Raw genomic sequence first — 24,097 nt, forward strand, 5'->3', positions numbered from 1 at the left:
GGATGTCAGTAGGGAGTGGGTATCCAGTGCAGCGGTGGTGTCGTCACCCGGTAACCGTCGGGGCTTTGCCGCGCCGGCAGGGTGATGTCGTGTCCTTCCAGGGGCTCGTAGGGGATCTTGCTCAGCAGATGGCTGATGATGTTGAGCCGTCCGCGCTTCTTGTCGTCGTTGTCGGCGACATACCACGGTGCCCAGCCGGTGTCGGTGAACCGGAACATCTCGTCCCGCGCCCGTGAGTAGTCGTACCACCGGCTGTACGACTGCAGATCGAGGTCCGACAGCTTCCAGATCTTGCGCGGATCGTCGATCCGGCTCTGCAAACGTGCGGTCTGTTGCTCCTCGCTCACCTCGAGCCAGTACTTCAGCAGGATTACACCCGACTCCACGATTGCGCGTTCGACCGCCGGAACGAGCTGGAGGAAGTGGCCCGCCTCCTCCTCGGTGCAAAAGCCCATCACCCGTTCGACGCCGGCGCGGTTGTACCAGCTGCGGTCGAAGATCACGACCTCTCCACCGGCGGGCAGATGCGGCAGATACCGCTGCACATACATCTGCGTCTTCTCCCGCTCGGTCGGTGCGGGCAACGCGACCACGCGGAACACCCGCGGGCTCACCCGCTCGGTGATCGCCTTGATGACCCCACCCTTCCCGGCGGTGTCACGCCCCTCGAACACGATGCAGATCTTCGCGCCCGACGCTTTCACCCATTCCTGCACCGCGACGAGTTCGGCGTGCAGCGGTCTGAGCAGGCGCCGGTACTCCTTGTTCTTCATCGGTGGGGTGAACTCGACGGTCGGCGCGTGCAATTCGCCGGTATCGGCACGAGGCTGCGGCCCGTGCTTCGCGTCCCTGTGCGCCGTGCCCTTCTTCTTCTTCTTCTTCTTCGATTTCGAGGGTGCGGATTTCGATCCCACAGCTGTATCTCCTGCCACCAGGAATCCGATGCGGTCAAACCCGGGACCGGCCCGGGGCCTTTCCGGTCCGACGTCGAGTTCTCGAGTCCTGCACCGGAGGTGCGGACGATGCGGATGAATCGAGGGGGAATCGCCGGACGTCGCGCTCGCGTGTTCCGTCGATGGCGTGCATGGGTGGGATTCTCCTCCCCACCCCGCCCGATTGGCCGCGTTTCGCGGCAGGACGGTCGGCGCTGTGCCGATTTCGAGGAGCTGTGCCGATTTCGCGGAGCGGCGGGGTGCCCCCTGCCCTCGTTCCTGCGACCCTGCTCGGTGCCGGTCACCGGACGGGTTCGCTCATCCGAACAGCAGGATTCCCGTGAGTGCGAGGGCCGAGACCCATGCCGTGGATGCGGCGGCGAGGGCGAAGGGCCGCCAGCCCACGCCTCGGAGGACGTCGATGCGTACGCCGGTCCCGAGCGCGAACATGGCGGCGGTGAGCAGCGCGGTCTGCGCAAGTCGAGCCGACCCGAGGACCTGATCAGGGAGCAGACCGGTGGCGCGCAGGGCCACGCAGCCGAGGAAGCCGAGCAGGAACAGCGGCACCAGCGGTGGGCGCCGCGTGTCGGCCTGCGTGGCGGTGACGCGGCGCGAGGCCACGCCGATCCAGGCGATCACGGGCGCGAGCAGCGCGACCCGGGCGAGTTTCACCGTCACCGCCACCGTGAGAGCGGTCGCTCCGGCCGCGCCGGCACCGTGGGCGTCGATGGCCCCGCCGGCGGCCACGACCTGCGCCACCTCGTGGATCGCGGCACCGGCCCACACGCCTGCCCGAGTGTGGTCGAGCCCGAGCACGGACGCCGCGAGCGGGAGGCCGGGGATCATCGCAGTGCCGAAGACGACCACCAGTGCGACGGCGGTGACCACCTCCTGCTTCCGGGCCTCGACGACCCCGTCCGCGGCTGCGACGGCGGCCGCTCCACAGATCGAGAATCCGCACGCGATGAGCAGTCGCTGCGTCCAGCCGAGACCGAGGATCCGGCCCAGTGCCATGGTTCCGGCGATGCCGCAGGACACGACGGCGACGACGATGCCGAGCACGCCCCAGCCGAGGTCCAGGACGTCGGTGACCAGGAGCTGAAGTCCCAGGAGCGCGACTCCGACGCGGAGCAACCGCCGGGAAGCCATGGTGATGCCCGGTTCGGTGACGGTCGGCAACCTCGTGGTGTTGGCCAGCAGTGCACCGGCGAGAATCGCGATCAGCAGGGGGCTGAGGCCGTCGACGAGTGCCGACGCAGCGAGCGCAGCCGCGGCACCCGCGCCGCAGAGAACGAGTCCGGGGACGGGCGTGCGCAGGCGAACCGAGACCGGCGGTGCGGGCGTGGTGGGGGATACGGCCATGGTGCCCAGCCTGACGGCTCCCGGGTCGGGCGGATAGACCGTGTTTCCGCATCACGTCATATCGATTCGATATGACGCACCCGGTGCTGATCCGACGACGATTCTCCGGCGCGCCACCGGCTGGGGGTGCACCCGAAGCGCTTCCGGAACCAGCGCGAGAAGCTGCTGGGCGAGGAGAATCCGAGCAGGTCGGAGACTTCGGTCAGGGAGTAGCGCCGGTTGCCGACCATGTGCCCGGCCAGTTCGGCGCGGACCGAATCCAGGAGCGACGAGAAGGTGTGGCCTTCCTCGGCGAGTCTGCGGTGCACCGTCCTGCGGTCCACCCCCAGGCTGCGAGCGACCTGCTCGATCGAGCAACGACCGGTGGGAAGCAGGAGTTCGATCAGTTCGCGGACACGATTGAGCGTCGTCGCCTCGCGTGTGGCGTGCATCGAGTCCAGGAGTTGTTGGGTGTACGGCCGCAACAGCGGATCGGACATCGTATTGGGGGCGTCGAGATCTTTGGCATAGAGGGTGATTCCGTCGAAGTCCTGCTCGAATTCGACGACGGGTCCGAAGAGTCGGAGGTGAGTGCGCATGCTGCGCGGAGCCGGATGGGCGAACGACACGGTGACGGGCTGCCAGGCCGGCCCGAGAAAGCCTTGCAGCAACCGGTGCAGAACTCCGACGGCGAGTTCGACAGACTGGCGGAAGGTCCCCGGCTGCCCCAGGTCGAGGGTGAGCCGGAGGGTTGCGACACCGCCGTGCTCGTTCAGGCGGATGCGCAGGGCTTCGTTGTACATGTGCTCGTGGCGCATGAGGACCTTCAGGGCGCTGCGGACGTCCGGTTCCTCCCGGATGACCAGGCTCAGCGGGCCGAGGTTGGAGAATCGCCGGCGCTCGGCGAGGGCGAGGCCGAAGTCGTCCCGGCCGGACTCGGCGGCGGAGCGTTCGAGCAACTCGGCGATCGCCGCCGCCGGCACCCAGCGGTCCTGCAGGCTCAGGCTGGCCGGGTCCAGGCCCGCGCTCCTGGCGAGAGAGGCGGGATTCAAGCCCAGCGAGTGGGCGAGCTCGACGTAGTTGTTCAGTGAGGCATAGCGTGCGAGAGGCTTCAACTGCCGCTTCCTGTCCCGAATCGATAAGCCACGCGACGAGTGATGACGACTATATCGGCGTCGACCGGGAGGCTCGACGCCGCGACCGCGGTTCGCCCGGCCCCGGGACGGGGCCACGCCCGCCGAGACGGGAAGAAAGAAAAAGGACCGGCACGTCCGGTCGCCTCACGGCGACAGGCGCAATGCAGCTCCAGCCGGACGGAACTCTGCAAAGGCAAAACAACTGAGCCCGGGGGACACGGAGCGTGCCGATCCGAACTCTTCAACACCGCCCCTGTCCCCGATATTCCATCCCCGCCCGGGTGAACTGCATCTCGGATCGCTGGTTTCTCACATTTCTCTCCGCCGATGCGTCTACCTCGTATACGCCGGATGGAAGGATCAACCCCGTGAACGCGACGCGAACCCACACGGTCGTCGACTCACCGATCGGACCGCTGACCCTGGTGCGGACGGACGGAGCACTCAGTGGCCTGTACCTCGCCGAACACCGGCACCGGCCCGGCCCGCGCACCTTCGGAGACGTCGCGGCGACCGGTTTCGAGGAGGTCACCGAGCAGCTCGCCGAGTACTTCGCCGGGCAGCGCACCGAGTTCACCGTGGCCCTGGCACTGCACGGCACCGCCTTCCAGCTCCGCGTCTGGCAGGCGCTGCGGACCGTCGCATACGGCACGGTGTGCACGTACACGGACCTGGCCGCCGCCGTCGGGCACCCCACGGCCGTGCGGGCGGTAGCCGCCGCGAACGGCCGCAACCCCGTCAGCATCGTCGTGCCGTGTCACCGCGTGATCGGCCGCGACGGCAGCCTCACCGGATATGCCGGGGGTCTCGCCCGCAAGCGCTACCTGCTCGACCGGGAGGCGCAGGTGACCCATGCCGTCCCCTGACCCGCTGCCGCCGTTCGAGCGGGTCGTCGCCGAGCACGGCGCCACCGTCCTGCGGGTGTGCCGCGCGCTGCTCGGTCCGGTCGACGCCGACGACGCGTGGTCCGAGACGTTCCTCGCCGCGCTGCGCGCCTACCCGGCGCTGCGTCCGGGCAGCAACGTCGAGGCGTGGCTCGTCACGATCGCGCACCGCAAGGCCGTCGACGTCCACCGTGCCCGGGCGCGGACCCCGGTGCCCGTCGCCGCCCTGCCGGAACGCCCCCTCGCCTCCGGGATGCCCGAGCCCGACGACGACCTGTGGTCGGCGGTGGCCGCGCTGCCGTTCACTCAGCGCGCCGCCGTCGTCTACCACCACGTCGTCGGCCTGCCCTACGCCGAGATAGCCGCGATCCTCGGCAACTCCACCGACGCCGCGCGCCGCGCCGCCGCCGACGGCCGGGCCGCGTTGCGCCGCCGCTACCCGACGGAGGAACCGTCATGACGCTCGAATCGTCGCCTGTCGATGCTGCCGGCCTGACGCGCCTGCACGCGCGGCTGATCCTCGACGCCGAGGCCGCCGACCTGCTCGACGTCGCCTACCGGATCGTCGACACCCCCGTGGGACCGCTGCTGCTCGCCGCCACCCCCGCCGGCCTCGTGCGTGTCGCCTACGCCGCCGAGGATCACGAGGCGGTCCTCGCCCGGCTCGCCGCCGACATCAGCCCGCGCATCCTCGCCGCGCCCGCCCGGCTCGACGACGCCGCCCGCCAGCTCGACGAGTACTTCCGCGGCGCCCGCACCGCGTTCGACCTGCCGCTCGACCTGCGCCTGGCCCGGGGCTTCCGCCGCCAGGTCATCACGCACCTGCCGCGCATCGGCTACGGCCGTACCGCCAGCTACGCCGAGGTGGCGGCCGTGGCCGGCAGCCCGCGTGCCGTCCGGGCGGTGGGTACGGCGTGCGCGCGGAATCCGTTACCCGTCGTCCTGCCGTGCCACCGGGTGGTGCGCAGCGACGGAGACCTCGGCAGGTACGTGGGCGGCGTGGACGCCAAGCGCGCCCTGTTGCGGCTCGAGGCCGCGGCGTGAGCGTCGCCCTGCGGTTGGCGGTGACGCCGCCGCTGGCCACCGCCCCGATGCTGGCGGCCCTGCGCAGCCACACCGTCGCCGGTCTCGAACGACACGACGCGGCCACCGGCACGCACGTGCGGTCGGTGCGGGGCCGGCACGGCCCGGCGGTGGTCGCGATCCGGCCCCGGCCGGCCGCCGAGCACGTGCCCATCCGGATCGACGCGGACCGCCGCGACCTGCCCGAGGTCGAGCAGTTGGTCCGGCGGTGGCTGGACCTCGACGCCGAGCCTGCCGTGATCGACGCGGCGCTCGGCGCCGATCCGCAGCTCGCCCGGATGGTGGCTGCCCGGCCGGGACTGCGCGTGCTCGGGACGACGGACTGGTTCGACACCGCCGTGCAGACCGTGCTGGGCCAGCAGGTCAGCGTCGCCGCCGCCGCCACGTTCGCCGGCCGGCTCGTCGCCCGCTACGGCGATCCGGGATCCGGTGCTATGCGCTGCTTTCCGGCCCCGGAGCGGCTCGCCGCCGCGGATGCCGACGAGATGCAGGGGGCGGTGGGGCTCACCCGGGCACGGGTGCGGACCGTGCTGGCGCTCGCTCGCGCCGCGGCCGACGGGCTCGATCCGGCCGAACCGGTGCGGTTCCGCACCGATCTGGCGGCACTGCCCGGCATCGGGCCGTGGAGCGTGGACTACCTCGCCGTCCGCGTCCTCGGGGACCGTGACGCGTATCCCGCCGGAGATCTGGTGCTGCGCAGGGCCCTCGGCGTGGGTTCTGCCCGCGAGGCGACGGCCCGGGCCCGGCAGTGGAGTCCGTGGCGGGCCTACGCCGCGTTCCACCTGTGGACGCACGCCGCCTACGGCTCGTCCTCGCCGTAACGGTCCCGTATCGAGACATGCATGGGGAAAAGAACTTTCGTGTCACCGAACAACAGCCGGGTCGCCGACTCCACCGCGGCGGACAGGTGCGCCGTCGCGGCCTCCGGGGTGCGGGTGTGGACCACGATCTCGTCGTGCTGGAAGAAGACGAGTTCGCCGGTGTCGTCGGCGGCCAGGCGCAGGCGCAGATCGGCCAGCACGCACAGCGCCCATTCGGCGGCCGTCGCCTGAACGACGAAGTTGCGGGTGAACCGCCCCCGCGCCCGCGCGTCGCCGTGCGCGAAGAAGTCGGCACCCGGCGGCGGGCACGCGCGGCCGAGCCACGAATGCACCACCTCACCGCGCTCGCCGGCACGTGCGGCGCGTTCCACGAACTCCACCGCCTCGGGAAAGCTCCTGCGCAGCAGGGTGAGCAGCGCACGTGACTCGCCGGCCGTCGCACCGTAGAGCACGCCGAGCACGGCCACCTTCGCCTTCGCCCGGTCACCGCCGAACGCGGCCGCAGCCACCGGTGCGTACAGGTCGTCGCCGCCCGCCGCCGCCGTCATCCGCGGGTCGCCGGACATCGCGGCCAGGATGCGCGGTTCGAGCTGGCCGGCGTCGGCGATCACGAAGACGTGCCCGGGCTCGGCGATCACGCTCGACCGCAGCGCCTTCGGGATCTGCAGGGCCCCGCCGCCGCGGCTCGCCCAGCGCCCGGACACCACGGCACCGGGCACATAGACCGGATGGAACCGCCCGCCGCGCACCCAGGTGTCGAGCCACTGCCACCCGTTGGTGCTGTGCAGCTTCGACAGATCCCGGTGCTGCAAGAGCAGCGGCACCGCCGGATGGTCGAGTTCGCGCAGCACCCATTTGCGGGTGGACGACAGGTCGATGCCTTCGCGTCGGAACGCCTCGAGAATTTCGGTGTGCGAGGCCGGATTCAGCGCACGGCCGAACACCTCGCCGATCCGTGCGTTCAGTTCGGTGATCCGGGGTGGCAGCCCGTCGTCGGCGGGACGCGGACCGAGGGTGCGCTCGAGCACGCGGCGGTGGGCGTCGGCGGAGAACGGCAACCCGTCGAAACCCATCTCCGCGGCGGCCAGCGTGCCCGCCGATTCGGCGGCGACGAGCAGTTCGAGCCGGGCATTGCCGGCGAGTTCGGTGCGCTGCCGCTCGAACTCGGCGAGCACGGTCTCGGGGTCGACGGTGGGGGCGACGTCGAACAGCCCGGGGCGCTCGTCGACCGGTTGTTGCTCCGGTGGTGCGGGAATCCCGGCGCGTACGTTCAGGATCGCGCGTGTGGACGCCAGATCGTGGCATCGGCGCACCCGGACCCCGGCGCGCAGCAGGGCGGGGTACACGGTCGCGGTGCCGGTCCAGATCCACCGCGGCGGGTCCGCCGCCTCGAGCGTCCGCGCGGCCGTCGCGAGGTCGTCGTGGTATTCGGCCGCGGCGAGCGGGCGTCCGTCGGCGCCGACCGGAACGGTCCATCCGCCGGGCGGCTGCCCGCCGGCGGTGTCGGGAACCAGTACGGTGCGCACCCGTCCAGTCTGCACCGCCGTGCCGACACCGCCGGCGGACGGTCCCGTCCACCGTCGCCTCCGGACCCGCACGGTTACTCGGAAAGCAGGCCGGACTCCTCGAGCAGGTCGCCGATCTCCGTCGTCTCCAGCTTTGCGATCAGATTCTCACGCAACAGTTTCGGACAGGGAGGCGAGCCCGGCCCCGACGAACCATGCTGTCCTCTCGTCCACCCCTGTGGGCTTGCGGGGCTGCTGTAGGACGTGAGGCGTCGCCCCTTCGCGGTATCTGCCGCTACTTGTCGTTGGGGTAGCGGTAGAACCCTTCGCCGGTCGCCACACCGAGCTTGCCGGCGTCGATGTAGTTCTCCTTCAACCATGCGGCGGTGGTCCGGTCCTTCTCGTCGCCGTGGGACAGGATGTTGTAAGGCGTGGTGAGTCCGATGACGTCGTAGATCTGGAAGGGACCCATGGGTGCGCCGGTGGCGATCCGCCACACCCTGTCGACGTCCTCGGGGTCGGCGTAGCCGCCCGCGGCGAGCTCACCGGCGGCGTTGAGGAACGGCACCAGCAGCGAGTTCAGGACGTAGCCGGCCTTCTCCTTGTGGATCGGGACCGGGACCATGCCGATGGCCGCGGCGAAGTCGACGACCTGGTCGAACACCGCGGGGTCGGTGTCGTCGGTGCCCATGATCTCGGCCGTGTTGAACTTCCACACCTGGTTGGCGAAGTGCAGCGCGAGGAACTTGTCGGGACGGCCGGTGAAGTCCTTCATGTCGCTCGGCAGGAGTGTGGAGGAGTTGGTGGCGAAGATCGTGTCCGCGGGTGCGACCTCGCCCAGCTTCGTGTAGGTGTCCCGCTTGATGTCGAGGACCTCGGGCACGGCCTCGACGACGAGGTCGGCGTCCCGGACGGCGTCTGCGAGGTCGGAGGACAGGCGGATGCCGGTCGCGGCCGCCTCCGCCTTCCCGTCGCCGGCACCGGGAACCTCACGCTGGTACGTCTCGGCGAGCCCGCCGAAGCGCTTCTGCGCGTTGGCGAGGGCGTCGTCGCTGATGTCGTAGGCGGTGACGGCGAATCCGCTGTAGGCGGACTGGAACGCGATCTGCGCGCCGAGGACTCCGGTCCCGAGGACGGTCACCTTGCTGATCCGGCTGGTCATGCTTCCTTCTTTCGTTGTGGGGAGGACGCGCCCGGTTCCGGCCCGCTGCGGGCCGGGCGGTCGTCGTCGAGTGCCGCGAAGAAACCCGTGACGATCTGGTCGATCTGGGCGTGCAGGTCGGCCTCGGGGTCGTCGTCGGGATGCGCACCGGTGAATGCGCGCGCAAGTATCAGGTGCAGGATCGCGAAGATGCTCCGGCCGGCGTGCCGGGCCTGGTCCTCCGCTCGTCTCTCGTCCAGCCCGCGGTTCCGCGCGGCCTCGACGAGCCGACGCGCGATCGTCTCCTCGAAGCGGGCGACGAGATCGAGTCCCTCGGAACGGTATTTCTCGCTTGCGGAGCCGAACAGCAGCTCACGTTGGTAGTTCACCGTGTTCTCGACGTTGCTGTCGGCGGCCTCGAGAATAGGTCGGACGACGGCCTGCACCGCGTCCACCGGGTCGCGCCGCGATCGTGACTCGCGGTCGCCGGCGCTCAGGGCCGACCGGAACTGCTGGTTGTAGACCATCATCAGCAGTTCGCCCTTGGACGTCGCGTAGCGGAACAACGTTCCAGCCGCGACGTCCGCACGTTCGGAGATCTGCTGTGTCGTGACTCCCGCGAAGCCCTTCTCGGCGAACAACGATGCGGCGGCGGCGAAGATGCGGGACTGCTTGTCACGCATGTTCCGGTCTCGACGACCCGGAGTTCCCGATGAGGTAACCATCCCGCGCCTCCCAAAATGAGTGTACTCATTAATGAGCGTACTCCGATACCGTCCTGCAGGCACCCGATGTGCCCGCCCGGCGTCGCCGTCGAGGACCCATTTCATCCCCCGTTTCACCCCGTCGCGGCTGGGCCGGGCGGAATCGGAACGCTACGTTCGAGACCTGGGACCCCGCTGCTCTGCCCTCGAGGAGCAGCGGGGTCCTGTCTTTCGCGTCGTTACGCTGCGGCGGACACAGGCTCCGCGTCGCTGCGGCGGTGGAATCCGCGCACGTCGTAGATCCGGGTCACCACCCCACCCAGCACGAGGCCGATGCCGAGTCCGAGGAGTGTCATCAGGGCGCCCCGGGTCAGACCCGCCGGCCCGCTGCCGTCGAAGTACAGGATGGCCCGGGTCGCGATGTACACCTGGTGCATCGGTTCGAACGTCGACAGCCACGAGTACAACGGCGGCATGGCCTCGAGTGGCACGGTGCCCCCCGACGACGGCAGGCCCAGGATGATGAAGATCAACAGGTTCACCAGCAGTCCGGCGGAACCGAACACGGCCATCACCGAGATCGAGGTGACACCCACGGCGGTGACCGCGAGGGCGCCGTACTCCCACAGCAGCAGGGCGCGGGTCACGGGCATGCCGAGCAGGGTGGCGATCCAGAGGTAGAGCGCGGAGACGATCAGTCCCAGGATCACCATGATCGCCCACTTCACGAGCAGGACCCGCAACCGCGACAGGTGCGCCGTCTTCCGGTCGACGTACCAGGGCCCGTACTCGGTGGGGACGAAGCCGAGGGCGCTGTCGACGAGCGAGTTGACGATGGTGGCGCCGGTGAAGCCCGCGAGGATGAGCAGCAGCGTGTAGTAGAACGCGGACAGGCCCAGCCCGGTGCCGTCGGGCAGGGGCTTGTGCTCGACGAAGCGGATGTCGATCGGATCCGCCAGCACCAAGCGGCTTCCGCCGGACAACTGCAGATCCGGGGCACTGGTGGCGAGGGTATCGGTGACCGTGGTGGTGAGTTGCTCCCCGACGGTCGTGTTCACGGTGGTCAGGGCGCGGTCGGCGATCGACTCGACGATGCCCTTGCCGAAGGTGCCGGTGCGCGGGTTGGTGTAGACGGTGATGATCGGCTTCTCGATGTCGCCGGGGATCACGCTGCCCTGCGCAAGAATCGACGTGCGTTTGGTGAAGTCGCTCGGAATCACGATCGCCCCGTAGAGCCGGCCCGAATCGAGTCCCGAGGTCGCCGCGGAGATCCCGACCTGTTGCAGATCGATCTCCTCCGGATCGACCCCGTCGGCGATGGCGGCGGTGATCTCGGCGCCGAGGTTGCGCTGCTGATCCGAACCGGGGAGCACGTCGCCGACATCCTGGTTCACGATCGCGACCGGGAACTTGTGCAGATTGTCGGCCGGATTGATCATGCTGCCGATGTAGAGGGCCGCCAGGGCCGCCATCACGGCGGTCACCACGACGACCGGCGCCAGCCAGAAGCGGGGGCTGCGCAGTGTGCCGGCGTGGGGGTCGGCGCTGATCTCCGTCGAACTCATTCCGGGCCTTCCATGGTGCGTGCAGTCGGGTAGTGCGGGTGGCCGGTCGGAACGGGCCGGCCACTCAATTGTGCACGCCCGTGAGCAGATAAGCGTCCTACTCGGCCCACTCGTGGCAGGAGACACGTCCCCGCCTCTCGCGCGAGATGGCTCACTCATGGGCACGCTGGGGGCCGAATGAGCGAATGTATCGTGCTGTCGGTCTGATCGAGTGAGCGATACATTCGCTGTTCATCCCGCAGGGCGCGCCGTCATCGGTAAGAACGCCACCGCCGACGACGTCACCATCGGCCTGTGTTTCCCGATCGGGTGCCGGCTCGTGGCAGGAGTGATGCTGGCGCTGGTGAAGCTGCCGCGGGTTGCGGCGCCGGGGGACACCACGAAACTGGTCAGGCCCACACACGTCTGAGCCCGAGGCTTGACGCAGCCCTTCGACCTCATGGTCGGAGGGCTGCGCGGCGTCAGGAGTGCCTCTTGCCGCCTCGACAGGTCGTCTTCCTGGGGTTATGCAGCACCGGGACGCAGAACTACTATTACCTTCACAAATATTGCCATAGTTGCTATGGTTCACATCGGGATGGAGAAGTGACGTGAAGCACTTCCCTGTTCCTTCGAGGAGGGCGTCGGCCGGAAGCGCAGATGAGGTCGTCGCATCGTGAGCGTGTTCTCAGATAGGTGGTGAAATGGGCATCGCAATGGTCCTGGACATGGCGTCGTCGGCCACACCCGATCGGCTCGCAATGGGCCGTCGGTCCGACGGGACGACCTACGGCCGGCTCGACGAACTTGCGGCCAGAGGAGCCACGCTCCTGGAGGAACTCGGCGCGGGTCACGTCGTCTTCGTGGGCGTGAACGGCCCCGTTCTGCCGGTCCTGATGTTCGCCTCGGCACGCGCCGGCATCCCGCTCGCGCCGCTGAACTACCGACTCGGCGCCGACCAGCTACGCGAACTGATCGAGCGGCTCGACCAGCCGATCGTCGTCGCCGACGACGTGTACGCCGACAAGCTCTCCGGGCTCTCGCACCGGATCGTCACGTCCTCGCAGTTCCTCGAGCTCGCACGCACGACGGAGCGGGCGACGGGGGATCGCTCGGCCGATGACGACACGGCGATCGTGCTGTTCACGTCGGGAACGACCTCGGCACCCAAGGGGGTGTTGCTCCGTCACCGGCATCTGCTGTCGTATCTGCTCAATACCGTCGAATTCGGTTCTGCGGGAGAAGAACAGGCGACGCTCGTCAGCACCCCGCCCTATCACATCGCGGGTCTGGGGGCGGTGCTCAGCAACATCTACGCCGGCCGTAGGATGGTGCATCTGCCCGACTTCTCGCCCCAGGCGTGGCTCGATCTCGTCCGAGAGGAGGAGGTATCGAGCGCGATGGTCGTGCCGACGATGCTCGCGCGCATCGTGGAACATCTCGACGGCGCACCCGCCGACACACCGTCTCTCGCGTCTCTCGCGTACGGCGGAGCCCGCATGCCACAGCCGGTACTCGAAAAGGCCCTGACGGCCTTCCCCGACACCGGTTTCGTGAATGCCTACGGTCTCACCGAGACCAGTTCGACGATCGCCGTGCTCGGTCCCGAGGATCATCGGGCAGCGCTCGCCGACCCTGCCCTCCGCGGCCGGCTTGCTTCTGCGGGACGCATCGTTCCCGGGATGCAGGCCCAGGTCCGGGACGACGACGACGTGACCGTCCTCGCCGAGGGGGAGACGGGGCTGCTCTGGGTTCGCGGCGCACAGGTCAGTGGCGAGTACATGGGCAAGGGTTCGGTGCTCGACGCGCACGGCTGGTTCCCCACCCGCGACCGCGCCCGGATCGAGGACGGCTTCCTCTACATCGGCGGCCGCGCCGACGACACCATCATTCGGGGCGGTGAGAACATCGCACCGGCCGAGATCGAGGACGTCCTTGTGCATCACGGCCAGGTCCGTGAGGCGGCCGTGATCGGTGTGCCGGACGACGAGTGGGGCGAGCGGATCTGCGCGGTGATCGTGCCGAACAGCGAGGTTCACGACGATGCACAGTCGTTCCGGGCCTGGTGCCGTGAGCGGCTGCGCGGCTCCCGCACACCGGACGACGTCGTGTTCGTCGACGAGCTGCCGCGGACGCCGACCGGCAAGCTCGTGCGGCGCGACCTCGTCGACCGGATCTGCGCCGTCGCCTGACCGCCACTTCCGGGTACCCCCCCCGGGCGCTCATCAGCTCTTTCACAGTTCCCGATCCGACATGGAGGACGAGACCGACGTGAACCTCACCGGCACAGCAGATCCGACTCAGCAGGCGTGGGTGCTGCGCGCCCGGCCGAGCGGCCGGCCACGCGACACCGACGTCGAACTCGTGGCGACGACGATCGGCGCTCCCGGGGCCGGCGAGGTCCGCGTCGCGAACCTGGTGATGTCGGTCGAGCCGTACATGCGGGGGCGCATGGGCGGCGAGGCCACCTACGCGGAGCCCTACGAGATCGGCGAGCCGATGCTCGCCCCGACCGTCGGGCGCGTCACCGAGTCCTCCGAGAGCGCCGTCCCCGTCGGTGCTCTCGTCCTGCACGACCACGGTTGGCGGGAGCATTCGCTGGTCCCGGCATCCGAGTGCCGTGTCCTGCGACACGACGACCTCCCGCCCGCCATGCATTTGGGACTGTTGGGGATTCCCGGCATGACGGCATGGGTCGGCGTCGAGCGGATCGCTCGCGTCGTGGCCGGCGATGTCGTGTTCGTGTCGTCGGCCGCCGGAGCGGTCGGCTCGACGGTTGTCCAGCTCGCGAAACTGCGCGGTGCCACGGTGATCGCGAGTGCCGGGTCGCCCGAGAAGGTTGCGCTCACGAGGAGCCTGGGAGCCGACGCCGCGTTCGACTACCACGACGGCCCGATCAAGGACCTTCTGCGCCGTGCAATGACCGAACTCGGTGTCACGGGCGTGGACGTGTACTTCGACAACGTCGGCGGAGAACATCTCGAGGCCGCAATCCGGGTGATCAACGATCACGCCCGCATCGCGCTGTGCGGAATGATCAGCATCTACAACGCGGCCGCGCCGCAACCCGGCCCGAGCAATCTCCTCAAGCTGATCTGGCGGCGCGCGCGCATGGAGGGTTTCCTGCTCGGCGACCACCTCGATGCCCGCGACGAATTCGAGTCGGAAATGGCCGGTCTCGTCCGCTCGGATCGAATTCGCTCGGTGCACACCGAGTTCACCGGTGGCGTCGCGGGCGCGTGGGACGCATTCCTCGGCATGCTCGACGGCACCGCCACCGGGAAGGCCGTGGTCCCGCTTGCCGCGGACACCGCCGGCGGCTGACCGAACCGAACCCGAAAGCACGCCTCGATCGGCACCGCTGCTGCGGTGCCGGCCCCGAACCTACCGAAAATCCGGCACAGCACCCGAAGCACACGGTGCGGCCCCATACCCGAAGGAGTCACACGATGACCGACCAGGCGCTGCCGTTGGAAGGAAAGGTCGCCCTCGTCACGGGCGGGAGCCGCGGCCTCGGCCGGGAGATGACCCTCGCGTTCGCCCGTGCCGGTGCTAAGACCGTGATTGTCAGCCGCAAGGTCGAAAGCTGCGAGAAACTGGCCGCGGAGGTCGCCGAGACCACCGGCCGCCGGGCCCTTCCGCTGGCCTTCCACGTCGGCGACTGGGACGCTCACCAACCGCTCGTCGAACGTGTCTACGAGGAATTCGGCCGCATCGACGTCCTCGTCAACAACGCGGGTATGGCCCCGCTGTACCCGAGCCTGGACCAGGTGTCGGAAGCCTTGTTCGACAAGGTCATCGACGTCAACCTCAAAGGCACCTTCCGCCTCACCGCACTGATCGCGCCGCGGATGGCCGCCGGTGCAGGCGGTTCGATCATCAACATCAGCTCGATCGCGGCCGAACGCCCGACGCCGAACGACCTGCCGTACGCCGCGGCAAAGGCGGGACTGAACGCCCTCACCAAGGGCTTCGCGCAGGCGTACGGGCCCACGGTGCGCGTCAACACGATCATGGCCGGTGCGTTTCTCACCGACATCAGCAAGGCATGGGACATGGACTACGCCAACGAGATCTTCGAGGCCCTGCCGCTGCAGCGAGCAGGGAATCCGGACGAGATCGTCGGTGCCGCCCTGTACCTGGCCGGCCCTGGGTCCACCTACACCACCGGCGCGATCATCCCGGTCGACGGTGGTCGGACGTCGACCGCCTGATCGGGCGAACCCGTGATCGCGAACCCGTGATCGCCGGAACGCGGTGATCCCCTTTACGTCGGCCGTGCCGACCGTTCGACAGGAGTCGTCCCACATGCGTATTCCCTCCCGGCGCTTGCACGCTGACCGCACCATCCGTCGCCGGTTCTCTCTCACCCGACCCACCGCCGTGATCGCCGTCGCCGTCGTGTCCACGCTGCTCGCCGCGTGCGGCGGGGGCGGTGACGATCGCATCACCTCCGAGGCCGTCGGAGCGACCGGACCCGCCGGGGACGAGTCGTGGCAGAAGATCGTCGGGGCCGCCGAGGCGGAAGGTGAGGTAACGATCTACTCCTCGAACGCGGCCGATGCCCTCGCCGAACTCGGCCGCCGCTTCGAGGCGGACTACGGGATCCGCGTGAACGTCGTCCGCGACGTCGATGCGAACATCCACCAGAAGGTCGGCGCGGAGGCGGACACCGGCAACCAGGTCGCCGACATCGTCACCCAGGCCACTTCACCCTGGGTCGTCGAGCTCGCGGCCGCCGGTGGGATCGCCGAGCCGATCGGTCCGGCCTTCACCGACCCGTCCTCCGAATACGACACCGACACGTTGCTGCGCGGGTCCGGCGACTTCGTCACCGGCGCCTCCGTGCTGACCTTCGGCTGGAACACCGACCGGTACCCCGCGGGACTGGAAAGCTATGAGGACCTGCTCGACCCGGCGCTTGCCGACGGCAAGATCGGTATCGTGCTGCCGACGTCGACCGCGCACGTCGACTTCTACGGCAGCTACCTCGAGCAGGTCGGTGGTGAGGGCTTCGTCGAAAGGCTCGCCGCGCAGAAGCCGCGGATCTACCCGGGCGCGCTGCCGGTCGCGCAGGCCCTCGCCTCCGGCGAGATCGCCGCGACGGTGTTCGCCCAGGACCAGACGGTGGAGAAAAAGAACGGCGCACCGGTCGACAGCGGGTTCGACAAGCTCGTGTGGGGGGCCCCGATGTACACGTCGATTCTGACGAAAGCTCCGCACCCCAACGCTGCTCAGCTCCTGGCCAACTACATGGTTACCCCGGCCGGGCAGGAGGCGCTCTCGTTCCGCAACGCGGCCGTGCTGCCGAACGTCTCGTCGGCCGTGACGACGATCGACACGGTGGCGCCGCAGGACCTGAGCGCGATGACGCCCGAGGCGCTGGAGGCCCTGAAGGTCCGGTTCGGCCAGCTGTTCAACCAGTGATCCCTGCCGGCAGTGACTTCCGGTCACCGAGCGCTCTCGAGCGGGTCTCGACAACCAGTGGTATTCCGAGAAGGAGACGGATTGATGGGAAGAGTTGAAGGCAAGGTTGCGCTCGTCACGGGCGCAGCCCGCGGACAGGGCCGGTCCCACGCGCTGCGGCTCGCTCAGGAGGGTGCTGACGTCGTCGTCCTCGACGCATGCACCGAGATCGACTCGGTGCCTTACCCGCTCCCGACCGAGGTGGAACTGAAGGAGACCGAGGCGCTGGTCGCCGCGACCGGGCGGCGCGTACTGGCACGCACCGCCGATGTGCGCAGCCAGGAGCAGCTCGACGCGGTCGTCGACGAGGCCCTCGCGGAGTTCGGCCACATCGATATCGTCGCCGCCAACGCCGGCATCGTCGGCTTCCGTCCCACGTGGGAGCTCAGCGACACCGAGTGGCAGGACATGCTCGACGTCAACCTCACCGGCGCCTTCCATACCGTCAAGGCGGTCGTGCCGGCGATGATCGAGGCCGGCCGGGGTGGTTCGATCGTCATCACGAGCTCGATCCAGGCCATGCTCGGCTCCGCCAACATCGCCCACTACAACGCTTCCAAGAGCGGCGTCATGGGCCTGATGCGCACGCTCGCCGCGGAACTCGGCCCGCACGGCATCCGGGTGAACACCGTCAACCCGAGCGCCGTCGAAACCCCGATGCTGCTGAACGAGGCCACCTTCCGCATCTTCGGCCCGGATCTGGAGAACCCGGGGCCGGACGACCTGTGGGAACGCTCCAAGAACCGCAATCCGATGGGCGTCGGGTGGGTTTCGGCGGCCCACCTGAGCAACGCGGTGCTGTTCCTGGCTTCCGACGAGGCCCAGTACATCACCGGGGTCGCGCTCCCCGTCGACATGGGGGTGCGGCTGTGACGATCACCGAGACCAGCGGAACGACGTCCGCGGACCTGACGCAGCGGCTCGCCGGGCGGCGGGTGTTCCTCACCGGTGGCGGCAGCGGAATCGGCGCGGCCGTCGCACACCGCCTCGCCGCCGAGGGCGCGGCCGTCGCGGTCACCGACGCCCGTGAGGACGCGGCCGTGGAGGTCGCCGACGCGGTGCGCGCGGCCGGCGGCACCGTGATCGGGTCGGTGTGCGACGTCGGCGACGAGGCTTCCGTCGCCGCGGCCGTGGAAGCGGCCGTCGCCGAGTTCGGTGGATTGGACGGGGTGGTCACGTGCGCGGGCATTTCCGGGACCGCGATGCTGCACGAGATGGACCTGGGCCACTGGGAGCGCATCCTGCGGGTGAACCTCACCGGCACATTTCTGCCGCTGCGCGCGACGATTCCGCACCTGCTCGACGCGGACGGGGGGTCGATCGTCACCGTCGGATCGGTCGCGTCGCTGGTGTCCACGAATCTGAACACCCCCGGCTACGACGCGTCGAAGGGGGGCGTCCTGCAGTTGACCCGCTCGGTTGCCATGGGATACGCCGCCCGGGGGATCCGGGCCAACTGCCTGTGCCCGGGTCTGGTGAGCACCGGACTGCGCGCGAATTCCGCCGCGCTGCAGGGCCCGGAGCCGGAGGCCACGCGCAGCCGGGTGGTCGAGAACACGGCGCTGGCGCGGTCCGCGGACCCCGGCGAGATGGCGTCGGTGGTCGCGTTCCTGCTCTCCGACGACGCCTCGTTCATGACCGGAGCCGCGATTGCCGCGGACGGCGGCTTGACCGCGAACTGACGAGACCGGTGGAATCCGGCCTCGACCTCGAGCATTCCGAAAACGACAGAACCCATCCGCCCGCCGCTTCCCGGCGAGCGCTACGCAGAGGTGACCGCCTATGTCCACCGACCCCACCTGGCGCAGGGATGCCTGCGCGATCGCCGGCATCGGCACGACGGAGTACTCCCGCGACTCCGGCGTGTCGGTTACGGCTCTGGCCGTCGAGGCCGCAGCGAACGCCCTCGCCGATGCCGGACTGACCCCGGCCGATGTCGACGGCATCGTCCGCAACGACATGGACCTGGTCTCCTGCGCGGCCCTGGCCGACGGACTGGGCGTTCCGAACCTGACCTACTGGGGCGAGGCCGGCCCGGGCGGCTCCGGCCCGGCCGCGATGGTCGCGCAGGCCGTCGCCGCGATCATGAGCGGGCAGGCCACTACCGTCGTGGTGTTCCGCTCCCTCAACGGCCGCTCAGGCCGTCGCTTCGGTCTGTCCCCGGTCGCCACCCCCGAGGTCGGCGGTAATGAGACGTTCGAGGAGTTCTTCGGCCCCTACGGCCTGCTGTCGTCGGGTCAGTACTTCGCCCTGGTCGCGCAGCGTTATATGACCGAAACGGGCTTGACCTCCGAGCAGCTCGCGCAGATCGCCCTGGTAACCCGCCGCCGCGCCAACTCCAATCCGGCCGCACAGATGTACGAGCGCACCATGACGCTCGACGACTACTTCGACTCGCGCATGCTGTCGTCGCCGCTGCGTCTGTACGACTACTGCCTCGAGACCGACGGTGCCGCCGCGGTCGTCGTCACCACCACCGAACGGGCCGAGGACCTGAGGCAGACACCGGCCCTGATCCGGTCGGTCGCGATGTCCACCTGTCCGCACCCGCAGCCGGGCCTCATGTACCCGACGCTCATGCGTGAGGACATCACCGCCCTGCCGTCGAGGGTGTGCCAGGAGACGCTGTACTCGCGGGCCGGTCTCGGCCCGGCCGACGTCGACGTCGCACAGATCTACGACTGCTATTCGATCACTGCGCTGATTCAGCTCGAGGACTACGGATTCTGCAAGCGCGGGGACACCGGCGATTTCCTTGCCGACGGGCAGATCGACCTCGGCGGGTCGATCCCGATCAATACGAGTGGAGGACACATGTCCGAGGGATACATCCACGGAATGAACCACGTCGTGGAGGGAGTGCGGCAGATCCGCGGCACCTCCACCAGCCAGGTCGAGGGAGCCCGGGTCTCCCTCGTCACCTCCGCGCCGCCGCCGGCGGCCAGCGCGCTGATCCTGGTGTCGGCATGAGCGCCCGCGGCACCGCCGTACCGGCGGACACCACGCGGGACCGGCTGCGCCCCCTCGTCACCGAGCGCGGCAGCAAGGGCTTCTTCGACGCCGCCGCGGACGGAGAGCTCGCGATCCTCACCTGTGAGGACTGCGGCCGCCGCATACACCTGCCCCGGCCGCGTTGTGTGTACTGCGCGAGCACGTCGGTGCGCTGGAAGCCGGTCGCCCGCACAGGCACCGTCTATGCCCACACGATCGTCGAGCATCAGGTCCATCCGCTGTTTCCGGTGCCGTACACGGTGATCGTCGTCGACGTCGACGGTGAGGCGGACGGGGTTCGGCTGATCGGCAACCTGCCCGGCCGCATCGACGTCGCGGCCGGTACCCCCGTGCGTAGTGCGTTCGAGGACCTCGGCACCGACGCGGCGGGCAACCCTGTGGTGCTGCCGGTGTGGGAGATCGACACCGAACGCACGGCCGCTACGGATGGAGCCGGCCGATGAGCGCCTCCACCGCAACGTGGCGCCCCATCGACCCGGAGTTGTTCGTCGGCGGCAACCCCGGGGCCGCACTGCGGGGTGCCCGCTGCCCGTCCTGCGGCACGGTCACCTTCCCGTACCAGAGCGGTTGCCCGCGGTGCGGCGGGAATGCGATGACGGATCTCGAACTGCCGCGCGAGGGCACCCTGTGGTCCTACACCGTGCAGTCCTTCCCGCCGAAACACCCGTTCGTGTGCGTCGAGCCGTTCGAACCGTTCGGCGTGGGCTATGTCGACCTCGGTGACGTGATCGTCGAGGCGCGGCTGACCATCGCCGATGCGGGTGCGTTGCGGATCGACATGCCGATGCGGCTGACCACGATCGTCAACCACGTGGACGAGGACGGCACCGAGATCGTCACGTTCGCGTTCGCCCCGAGCAGTGAGGAGCAGCGATGAAGGTCGCGATCGTGGGTGTCGGCATCCACAAGTTCGGCCGCACGGAGGGCGTGAGCGGGCTCGAGCAGGGCGCGTATGCGGCACGGCAGGCACTCGCCGACGCCGGAGTCGAGTTCAAGGACATCCAGTTCGCGTACGGTGGCAGCGATTCGGCCGGCAACGCCGACACGCTCGTCTCTGCCCTGGGCCTGACCGGGCTGCCGTTCGTCAACGTCAAGAACGGCTGCGCGACCGGTGGCAGCGCCCTGACCTCCGCGGTCAGCCGGATCCGTTCCGGCGAGTCCGATCTGGGCCTGGTCGTCGGGTTCGACAAACATCCGCGTGGCGCGTTCAATGCCCGCCCCGAGGACAACGGTATCGGCCGCTGGTACGGCGAGAGCGGCATGATGGTCACCACCCAGTTCTTCGCGATGAAGATCCAGCGCTACCTCGTCGAACACAACCTGCCCAGGTCGCTGCTCGCGACAGTCGCCGCCAAGGCCTTTCGCAACGGCGCGCTCGCCCCACACGCGTGGCGCCGCACACCGTTGACGGAGGAGCAGATCGCCGGCTCCACGATGGTCAACGACCCACTGACGCAGTACATGTTCTGTTCACCGGCCGAGGGCGGGGTGGCGCTCGTCCTCGCCCGTGCGGACCGGGCCCACGAATACACCGATGCCCCGGTGTTTCTCGAGTCCGCGGAACTGCGCTCCAGGGAGTTCGGCTCGTTCGAGGTGTTCAGTCCGTGGACGTCACCCGAGCGGGCCGACGGCCCGACCGTCACGGCCTCCCGCGCGGCGTTCGAGGCCGCCGGCATCGAACCCGGCGATGTCGACGTCGCACAGATCCAGGACACCGAGGCCGGAGCCGAGATCATGCACCTCGCCGAGACGGGGCTGTGCAAGCACGGCGAGCAGGAGTCCCTCATCCGGTCTGGTGCCACCGAGATCGGCGGTTCGATCCCGGTCAACACCGACGGCGGCTGCTTGGCCAACGGCGAGCCGATCGGCGCGACCGGCCTGCGCCAGGTCTACGAGAACGTCGTACAGCTCCGTGGCGTGGCAGGGGACCGGCAGGTCCCCGGGGAGCCGAAGGTCGGCTTCACCCACGTCTACGGCGCGCCGGGCATCAGCGCCTGCACCGTCCTCACGCGCTGAGCGGCACATCCCGACTTCACCTTCCGAGTAGGAGACCACCGATATGGCATGGGATTTCGAAACCGATCCGCAGTTCCAGGAGAAGCTGGACTGGGTGCAGCGATTCGTGGACGCGGAGGTCGCCCCGGTCGACCGCGTCGTCGAGCACGCATGGGACGTCACCGACCCCACCCGGAACAAGCTCATCCGGCCCCTGCAGGACGTCGTGCGCGGGCAGGGCCTGTGGGCGTGCCACCTCGGTCCCAAGCTCGGTGGCCCGGGCTACGGGCAGGTCAAGCTCGCATTGCTCAACGAGATCCTCGGCGCGACCCACAGCGGCCCCGTGGTGTTCGGCTGCCAGGCACCGGACTCCGGCAACGCCGAGATCCTCGCGCACTACGGCACACCCGAACTCAAGGAACGGTACCTTCGCCCGCTCATCGACGGCGACATCATGTCGTGCTACTCGATGACCGAACCGCAGGGCGGCTCGGATCCGACCAGCTTCGTCACCCGTGCCGTCCGGGACGGCGACCACTACGTCATCAACGGTGAGAAGTGGTTCTCCTCGCACGCCCGGTTCTCGTCGTTCCTGATCGTGATGGCCGTGACCGATCCCGCCGCCCCGCGGACGAAGCGCGCGTCGATGTTCGTCGTCCCCATGGACACCCCGGGCATCGAGATCATCCGCAACGTCGGGGTGTGGGGACACAACGAGGCGGAGGGCACCCACGCCTACATCCGTTACACCGATGTGCGCGTGCCCGCGGACCACCTGCTCGGCGAGGAGGGCGAGGGCTTCGCCGTCGCGCAGACCCGCCTGGGCGGCGGACGCATCCATCACGCGATGCGCACCGTCGGGTTGGTCCGCGCCTCGCTCGACATGATGCTCGAGCGCGCGGTGTCTCGTGAGACGCGCGGCCGGAGCCTCGCCGACATGCAGCTGGTGCAGGACATGATCGCCGAGTCGTGGGCCGAGCTCGAGCAGTTCCGCCTGCTCGTCCTGCAGACAGCCTGGAAGATCGACAAGCTCGACGACTACAAGAAGGTCATCGCCGACATCTCCGCCGTGAAGATGGTGATGCCGAAGGTGCTCAACAACGTCGTGTCCCGGGCGATCCAGCTGCACGGTTCCCTCGGCATCTCGAAGGAGATGCCGTTCGGCAAGTGGCTGCTCGAGAGCTACCACATGGGCCTGGCCGACGGCGCCACCGAGCTGCACAAGCAGCAGATCGCCAAGCAGCTGCTGAAGAACGCCACGCCGGCGTCGGGCCTGTTCCCGACGACGCACCTGCCGGCGCTCGACGCGGCCGCCGAACTCAAGTTCGGCCTGCCCGCGGTGGGAGCCCAGTGATGACGGGCTCGGTCGTGTCCGGCGAGCAGCCGTCGGCCTCGAACGTCGGGGAGCCGCGCACGGAGGTTGCGCCGGTCCGGACGGGGGAGGACCTCGACTGGGCCGCGCTCGAGACATACCTGCGGATGCACCTCGACGACGTCGACGGGGAGTTCTCCGTCCTGCAGTTCCCGCGCGGCTCGGCGAATCTCACCTACCGCGTGGGCTTCGGCGACCGTCTCCTCGTCGTGCGCCGCCCGCCCTTCGGCCAGCTCGCTCGGGGCGCCCACGACATGACCCGCGAATATCGGGTGCTGTCCCGGCTGCACCGCGAGTACGACCGCGCCCCCCGGGCGCTGCTGCACTGTGCGGACCAGAGTGTCGTCGGTGCCGAGTTCTTCGTCTCCGAGTACCGCGACGGCGTCGTGGTGTGGGATTCGGTGCCCGACTCGATGTCCGGCGTCGACGACGCCGGACGGCGGATCGGCTTCGCGGTGATCGACGCGCTCGCGGACCTGCATGCGGTCGACCCCGCCGCATGCGACCTGGCGGAACTCGGCCGGCCCGAGGGCTACCTCGAGCGCCAGGTGCAGGGCTGGTCGGCACGATGGGACGCCGTCGCCGAGTACGCCCCGGCCGAGACCGCGGCGCTCATGGCCGAGGCGACCCGGCGGATCCGCGCGGCGATTCCGGCAAGCCAGCGGGCCGGGATCGTCCACAACGACTACAAGGTCGACAACTGCCAATTTCCGCACGGCGACCCGGACCGGGTCAAGTCGGTGTTCGACTGGGACATGGCCACGACCGGGGACGTGCTGGTCGACCTGGGCACGCTGCTCAACTACTGGCCGGACCGGACCGTGGATCCGGCCTCGGACGCGGCGTTCATCGTCGTGCCCGGTATGCACGGCCTCGACCTGCCGTCGCGAGTGGAGGTGGTCGAGCGGTACGCGGCCGGCAGCGATCTGGACCTGTTGAACATCGACTGGTACGAGGCGTTCGGATGCTGGAAGACCGTGGTCATTCTGCAGCAGCTCTACGCACGGTTCGTGCGCGGCGAGACCACCGACGCGCGGATGGGTCAACGCGGCGAATTCGTCGCGCCCCTGGCCCGTCGCGCGCTCAGCCTGCTCCCCGCCTGACCCCGCCTCCGCACGCCCGTCCGCGCGGTGGCACCGGCCACCGCGCGGACGAGTCGTC

24 protein-coding genes are annotated in these 24,097 nt (G+C 69.2%); 17 read left to right on the plus strand and 7 right to left on the minus strand.

What is annotated here, in order from left to right:
• Positions 1-5: 5 nt before the first annotated feature.
• From ppk2 to OCS65_RS04300, 3 genes are all read right to left on the minus strand, one after another.
• Positions 6-806 (minus strand): polyphosphate kinase 2, encoded by an 801-nt coding sequence (gene ppk2 / locus OCS65_RS04290; protein WP_081705109.1) that lies wholly within the window; start codon positions 804-806, stop codon positions 6-8.
• A gap of 444 nt (positions 807-1,250) precedes the next feature.
• Complete coding sequence (locus tag OCS65_RS04295; protein WP_029546435.1) at positions 1,251-2,294, minus strand: YeiH family protein; 1,044 nt, start codon at positions 2,292-2,294, stop codon at positions 1,251-1,253.
• 56 nt (positions 2,295-2,350) lie between these two features.
• Entirely contained in the window at positions 2,351-3,388 is a 1,038-nt protein-coding gene (locus OCS65_RS04300) for an AraC family transcriptional regulator (protein WP_102800138.1), read from the minus strand.
• A 389-nt stretch (positions 3,389-3,777) separates the two neighbouring features.
• Between OCS65_RS04300 and OCS65_RS04305 the strand changes: the two genes are divergently transcribed.
• The 4 genes from OCS65_RS04305 to OCS65_RS04320 are packed head-to-tail and all read left to right on the plus strand — an operon-like array spanning position 3,778 to position 6,197.
• Positions 3,778-4,275, plus strand: a complete 498-nt coding sequence (locus OCS65_RS04305) for a methylated-DNA--[protein]-cysteine S-methyltransferase (RefSeq protein WP_006939898.1) — start codon at positions 3,778-3,780, stop codon at positions 4,273-4,275.
• Positions 4,262-4,753 carry an RNA polymerase sigma factor gene (locus OCS65_RS04310; protein WP_006939896.1) on the plus strand — a complete coding sequence of 164 codons (492 nt, stop codon included), beginning with the start codon at positions 4,262-4,264 and terminating at the stop codon, positions 4,751-4,753. Before OCS65_RS04305 ends, OCS65_RS04310 begins: the two co-directional genes overlap by 14 nt.
• A complete protein-coding gene (locus OCS65_RS04315) occupies positions 4,750-5,337 on the plus strand; it encodes a methylated-DNA--[protein]-cysteine S-methyltransferase (RefSeq protein WP_263508947.1) in 588 nt (195 codons plus the stop codon). Before OCS65_RS04310 ends, OCS65_RS04315 begins: the two co-directional genes overlap by 4 nt.
• Complete coding sequence (locus OCS65_RS04320; RefSeq protein ID WP_029546431.1) at positions 5,334-6,197, plus strand: DNA-3-methyladenine glycosylase family protein; 864 nt, start codon at positions 5,334-5,336, stop codon at positions 6,195-6,197. Before OCS65_RS04315 ends, OCS65_RS04320 begins: the two co-directional genes overlap by 4 nt.
• On the opposite strand, the gene OCS65_RS04325 is transcribed toward OCS65_RS04320, so the two are convergent.
• The 4 genes from OCS65_RS04325 to OCS65_RS04340 all read right to left on the minus strand — a co-directional run bounded on the left by OCS65_RS04325 (position 6,176) and on the right by OCS65_RS04340 (position 11,112).
• Complete coding sequence (locus OCS65_RS04325) at positions 6,176-7,723, minus strand: bifunctional 3'-5' exonuclease/DNA polymerase (protein ID WP_373566452.1); 1,548 nt, start codon at positions 7,721-7,723, stop codon at positions 6,176-6,178. The genes OCS65_RS04320 and OCS65_RS04325 overlap by 22 nt on opposite strands.
• 274 nt (positions 7,724-7,997) lie before the next feature.
• Entirely contained in the window at positions 7,998-8,864 is an 867-nt protein-coding gene (locus OCS65_RS04330; protein WP_102800134.1) for a 3-hydroxyacyl-CoA dehydrogenase, read from the minus strand.
• Positions 8,861-9,526 (minus strand): TetR/AcrR family transcriptional regulator, encoded by a 666-nt coding sequence (locus OCS65_RS04335; protein WP_065921991.1) that lies wholly within the window; start codon positions 9,524-9,526, stop codon positions 8,861-8,863. The genes OCS65_RS04330 and OCS65_RS04335 overlap by 4 nt, the downstream gene beginning before the upstream one ends.
• A 260-nt stretch (positions 9,527-9,786) precedes the next feature.
• Positions 9,787-11,112, minus strand: coding sequence for a YhgE/Pip domain-containing protein (locus OCS65_RS04340; RefSeq protein ID WP_102800133.1), 1,326 nt, complete (start codon positions 11,110-11,112; stop codon positions 9,787-9,789).
• A gap of 211 nt (positions 11,113-11,323) precedes the next feature.
• Here OCS65_RS04340 and OCS65_RS04345 point away from each other — a divergent pair, with 211 nt between their 5' ends.
• The 13 genes from OCS65_RS04345 (at position 11,324) to OCS65_RS04405 (ending at position 24,039) form a co-directional block, all read left to right on the plus strand.
• On the plus strand, positions 11,324-11,521 hold the full coding sequence (locus OCS65_RS04345) for a hypothetical protein (RefSeq protein ID WP_263508950.1): 198 nt from the start codon (positions 11,324-11,326) through the stop codon (positions 11,519-11,521).
• Between the two features lie 274 nt (positions 11,522-11,795).
• The gene (locus tag OCS65_RS04350; protein WP_263508952.1) at positions 11,796-13,283 is read left to right on the plus strand and encodes a class I adenylate-forming enzyme family protein; all 1,488 of its coding nucleotides are present in this window, start codon (positions 11,796-11,798) and stop codon (positions 13,281-13,283) included.
• Between the two features lie 61 nt (positions 13,284-13,344).
• Positions 13,345-14,415 (plus strand): NADP-dependent oxidoreductase, encoded by a 1,071-nt coding sequence (locus OCS65_RS04355; protein WP_006939879.1) that lies wholly within the window; start codon positions 13,345-13,347, stop codon positions 14,413-14,415.
• 125 nt (positions 14,416-14,540) lie between these two features.
• Entirely contained in the window at positions 14,541-15,305 is a 765-nt protein-coding gene (locus OCS65_RS04360; RefSeq protein ID WP_263508954.1) for an SDR family NAD(P)-dependent oxidoreductase, read from the plus strand.
• Positions 15,306-15,399: 94 nt separating this feature from the next.
• Positions 15,400-16,518 carry an extracellular solute-binding protein gene (locus OCS65_RS04365; RefSeq protein ID WP_263508956.1) on the plus strand — a complete coding sequence of 373 codons (1,119 nt, stop codon included), beginning with the start codon at positions 15,400-15,402 and terminating at the stop codon, positions 16,516-16,518.
• An 84-nt stretch (positions 16,519-16,602) separates the two neighbouring features.
• Positions 16,603-17,430, plus strand: coding sequence for a mycofactocin-coupled SDR family oxidoreductase (locus OCS65_RS04370; protein ID WP_006939872.1), 828 nt, complete (start codon positions 16,603-16,605; stop codon positions 17,428-17,430).
• The gene (locus OCS65_RS04375; RefSeq protein ID WP_050036000.1) at positions 17,427-18,239 is read left to right on the plus strand and encodes an SDR family NAD(P)-dependent oxidoreductase; all 813 of its coding nucleotides are present in this window, start codon (positions 17,427-17,429) and stop codon (positions 18,237-18,239) included. The genes OCS65_RS04370 and OCS65_RS04375 overlap by 4 nt, the downstream gene beginning before the upstream one ends.
• Positions 18,240-18,339: 100 nt before the next feature.
• Positions 18,340-19,527: a thiolase C-terminal domain-containing protein gene (locus OCS65_RS04380; protein ID WP_029546422.1), complete on the plus strand. Its 1,188-nt coding sequence runs from the start codon at positions 18,340-18,342 to the stop codon at positions 19,525-19,527.
• On the plus strand, positions 19,524-20,012 hold the full coding sequence (locus tag OCS65_RS04385) for a Zn-ribbon domain-containing OB-fold protein (protein ID WP_029546421.1): 489 nt from the start codon (positions 19,524-19,526) through the stop codon (positions 20,010-20,012). Before OCS65_RS04380 ends, OCS65_RS04385 begins: the two co-directional genes overlap by 4 nt.
• Positions 20,009-20,446: a Zn-ribbon domain-containing OB-fold protein gene (locus tag OCS65_RS04390; RefSeq protein ID WP_168580205.1), complete on the plus strand. Its 438-nt coding sequence runs from the start codon at positions 20,009-20,011 to the stop codon at positions 20,444-20,446. Before OCS65_RS04385 ends, OCS65_RS04390 begins: the two co-directional genes overlap by 4 nt.
• Positions 20,443-21,585 (plus strand): thiolase family protein, encoded by a 1,143-nt coding sequence (locus OCS65_RS04395; RefSeq protein WP_263508959.1) that lies wholly within the window; start codon positions 20,443-20,445, stop codon positions 21,583-21,585. The genes OCS65_RS04390 and OCS65_RS04395 overlap by 4 nt, the downstream gene beginning before the upstream one ends.
• Positions 21,586-21,628: 43 nt before the next feature.
• Entirely contained in the window at positions 21,629-22,918 is a 1,290-nt protein-coding gene (locus OCS65_RS04400; protein WP_263508961.1) for an acyl-CoA dehydrogenase family protein, read from the plus strand.
• Positions 22,918-24,039: a phosphotransferase family protein gene (locus OCS65_RS04405; protein ID WP_263508963.1), complete on the plus strand. Its 1,122-nt coding sequence runs from the start codon at positions 22,918-22,920 to the stop codon at positions 24,037-24,039. The genes OCS65_RS04400 and OCS65_RS04405 overlap by 1 nt, the downstream gene beginning before the upstream one ends.
• Positions 24,040-24,097: the final 58 nt, after the last annotated feature.

Origin of the sequence: Rhodococcus aetherivorans (assembly GCF_025722975.1) — a bacterium.
Taxonomy (GTDB): domain Bacteria; phylum Actinomycetota; class Actinomycetes; order Mycobacteriales; family Mycobacteriaceae; genus Rhodococcus; species Rhodococcus aetherivorans.

Excerpts from the sequence above, each read along its gene's own strand:
- OCS65_RS04295 (WP_029546435.1), bottom strand. The coding sequence starts at position 2,294 with ATGGCCGTATCCCCCACCACGCCCGCACCGCCGGTCTCGGTTCGCCTG.
- OCS65_RS04310 (WP_006939896.1), top strand. The coding sequence starts at position 4,262 with ATGCCGTCCCCTGACCCGCTGCCGCCGTTCGAGCGGGTCGTCGCCGAG.
- OCS65_RS04315 (WP_263508947.1), top strand. The coding sequence starts at position 4,750 with ATGACGCTCGAATCGTCGCCTGTCGATGCTGCCGGCCTGACGCGCCTG.
- OCS65_RS04330 (WP_102800134.1), bottom strand. The coding sequence starts at position 8,864 with ATGACCAGCCGGATCAGCAAGGTGACCGTCCTCGGGACCGGAGTCCTC.
- OCS65_RS04335 (WP_065921991.1), bottom strand. The coding sequence starts at position 9,526 with ATGCGTGACAAGCAGTCCCGCATCTTCGCCGCCGCCGCATCGTTGTTC.
- OCS65_RS04340 (WP_102800133.1), bottom strand. The coding sequence starts at position 11,112 with ATGAGTTCGACGGAGATCAGCGCCGACCCCCACGCCGGCACACTGCGC.
- OCS65_RS04350 (WP_263508952.1), top strand. The coding sequence starts at position 11,796 with ATGGGCATCGCAATGGTCCTGGACATGGCGTCGTCGGCCACACCCGAT.
- OCS65_RS04355 (WP_006939879.1), top strand. The coding sequence starts at position 13,345 with ATGGAGGACGAGACCGACGTGAACCTCACCGGCACAGCAGATCCGACT.
- OCS65_RS04360 (WP_263508954.1), top strand. The coding sequence starts at position 14,541 with ATGACCGACCAGGCGCTGCCGTTGGAAGGAAAGGTCGCCCTCGTCACG.
- OCS65_RS04365 (WP_263508956.1), top strand. The coding sequence starts at position 15,400 with ATGCGTATTCCCTCCCGGCGCTTGCACGCTGACCGCACCATCCGTCGC.
- OCS65_RS04370 (WP_006939872.1), top strand. The coding sequence starts at position 16,603 with ATGGGAAGAGTTGAAGGCAAGGTTGCGCTCGTCACGGGCGCAGCCCGC.
- OCS65_RS04380 (WP_029546422.1), top strand. The coding sequence starts at position 18,340 with ATGTCCACCGACCCCACCTGGCGCAGGGATGCCTGCGCGATCGCCGGC.
- OCS65_RS04385 (WP_029546421.1), top strand. The coding sequence starts at position 19,524 with ATGAGCGCCCGCGGCACCGCCGTACCGGCGGACACCACGCGGGACCGG.
- OCS65_RS04390 (WP_168580205.1), top strand. The coding sequence starts at position 20,009 with ATGAGCGCCTCCACCGCAACGTGGCGCCCCATCGACCCGGAGTTGTTC.
- OCS65_RS04395 (WP_263508959.1), top strand. The coding sequence starts at position 20,443 with ATGAAGGTCGCGATCGTGGGTGTCGGCATCCACAAGTTCGGCCGCACG.
- OCS65_RS04400 (WP_263508961.1), top strand. The coding sequence starts at position 21,629 with ATGGCATGGGATTTCGAAACCGATCCGCAGTTCCAGGAGAAGCTGGAC.
- OCS65_RS04405 (WP_263508963.1), top strand. The coding sequence starts at position 22,918 with ATGACGGGCTCGGTCGTGTCCGGCGAGCAGCCGTCGGCCTCGAACGTC.